The 2,406-nt window shown below is 47.5% G+C and carries 1 protein-coding gene; it reads left to right on the forward strand.

The window, feature by feature from the left end:
* The coding region (locus Q0537_RS09845; RefSeq protein WP_299227708.1) for a TRAP transporter fused permease subunit at positions 1-1,959 on the forward strand (1,959 nt) is incomplete at its 5' end.
* Between the last annotated feature and the right edge of the window lie 447 nt (positions 1,960-2,406).

Here is a 2,406-nt window from a genome sequence, read left to right on the forward strand (position 1 = left end):
ATCGCGTATTTTACGCTAAATACGAATATCGCGCGCTCAATCCACTTGGCGTTCGCCATTTTTATAATTTTTTCGCTTTTTCCGTTTCGCCCGCGCTCTAAGGCACATTTTTACATCCCGTTTTACGATTATATTTTATTAATCGTCGGAGTCGCCGCGATCTTGTATCCTGCAATAGAATTTAACGGGCTAGCGCAGCGCCCGGGAAATTATCTAACCAGAGATATCGTAGCGTCGTTTATCGGAATTTTCATACTCTTTGAAGCAGGTCGTCGTATGATGGGACCAGCGCTTGGTATTATCGCTTTTACCTTTCTTCTGTATTGCTACTTCGGTCCTTATATGCCCGATATCATCTCGCATCGCGGCGCAAGCTTTGAACTGCTTGCAGGGCATATGTTTTTAACTACAGAGGGCGTATTTGGCGTACCAGTGGGGGTCAGCACCAGCTTCATTTATCTGTTCGTGCTATTCGGCGCGCTTTTGGAGCGAGCCGGAGCGGGGCAGTATTTTATAAACGTAGCGTTTGCGATTTTAGGTCGCTTCCGCGGAGGGCCTGCCAAGGCTAGCGTAATCGCTAGCGGACTAACCGGAATGGTAAGCGGTAGTTCGACCGCAAACGTCGTGACGGTGGGTACCTTTACGATCCCGCTTATGAAAAAAGCGGGGCTTACCGCCACTAAGGCGGGCGCTATCGAGGTCGCTGCGGGCGTAAATGGGCAGCTTATGCCGCCTATCATGGGCGCTGCGGCGTTTATCATCGCGGAATTTTTAGGCATGAGCTACACCAACGTAATGATCGCGGCGGTGATCCCAGCCTTCGTCTGCTACGCAGGGTTATTTTTCATCGTGCATCTGGAAAGCTGCAAGTTGGGGCTTCACGGCAGCCGCGATTACGCCAAGGTTTCAAAGCTAAAAATTATATTTAGCGGCATTCATTACATAATACCGATTTTGGTGCTTCTTTTTACTCTATTGATTCTAAAAGAAAGCGCGATCTCTGCGGCGTTTAACTCGATCTGCGTGCTATTTTTAATAATGATCGTACAAGAGCCTGCAAAGAAAACGATATTTGGCGAAAAGGTTGGCAAGTCCGATTTTATCGTCGGCTTTGTCGATATTTTTTGGGCTATGGTGGGTGCTGCCAAAAATATGGTCACGGTAGCCGTTGCCACCGCGCTAGCGGGCATCATCATCGGCTCGATCTCGCTTACCGGGCTGGGACAGGTTCTTTCAGAGCTCGTGGAGGCGGTCGCGGGAAATAGCATAGTGCTGATACTTCTGATGACTGCGATAATGAGCCTGATTTTGGGCATGGGACTTCCTACGACGGCGAATTATATCGTCGTTTCAAGCCTGATTGCGCCAGTGATTTTGATACTAGCGGGCAAAAACGGCTTTTTGATCCCTGCGATTGCGGTGCATCTTTTCGTATTTTATTTCGGAATTTTAGCCGATGATACCCCTCCGGTGGGCATCGCCGCATACGCCGCCGCGGGCATCGCAAAGGCAAATCCCGTAACTGTGGGACTTCAGGGCTTCGTGTATGATCTGCGTACCGCGGTGCTTCCGTTTGCGTTTTTCTTCAACAATAAGCTGCTTTTGATCCAAAGCATCGGCGATCCGATGGATTCAAAGAGCATCGTTTGGATCAGCGATCCACTGCAAATCGTGCTGATTTTTGCCACGGCGATCGTGGGTATGTTTGCTTTCAGCTCCTCGCTGCAAGGTTGGTTCGTAACCAAGTGCAACCCGATAGAGCGCCTGCTATTGCTGCTAGTAACGCCGCTAATGCTGGTGCCTAATATCTGCGCGAAATTCATAGAGTTTATCCCGAGCGAATACGCAAGCTACGGCATCGGCGCTGCGATCTACGTGCTGATCTTTACAAAACAGTGGCTTTTAAGACCTAAAGACTCTGGCGATACGCACGCCGAAAATAGCGCGCCTGCGGCGTAAATCCAAATTTGATCTCGCTAAATTTTAAAATTTGCAGGATCTTATTAAATTTTACACTTTTGCGCCTAGATTTAAATTAAGATGAGATTCTTTCATTAAATTTAATCTCAGCAGATTTACGACATGGCGGTAACTTGAGTTTAAATTTAGTGCAAACTCGGTTTCAATTTATCTAGTGTAGCGCGTCAGTACACATGCGGCTCATACATGGGCGAGCGCAGTAAATACGGCATGCGAACCTTTCGTAGTAACTTTTAACATATTGTACGGAATACGGCAGATAACGTACGCAGTACAATCAATCTCGCTAGCAATAAATTTAACTTACATCGATGCACGGCATAACGCACTACAAAGTTTCACTGCTCTCATAAGATTTTAAATTTCAAATGCTCTGCTGTGCGGCGACGATTTAAATTTCAGGGCGAGGCGCAGCATGCAGATCTA

The sequence above is a fragment of the uncultured Campylobacter sp. genome, assembly GCF_938017775.1.
In the GTDB taxonomy this organism is placed as follows: domain Bacteria; phylum Campylobacterota; class Campylobacteria; order Campylobacterales; family Campylobacteraceae; genus Campylobacter_B.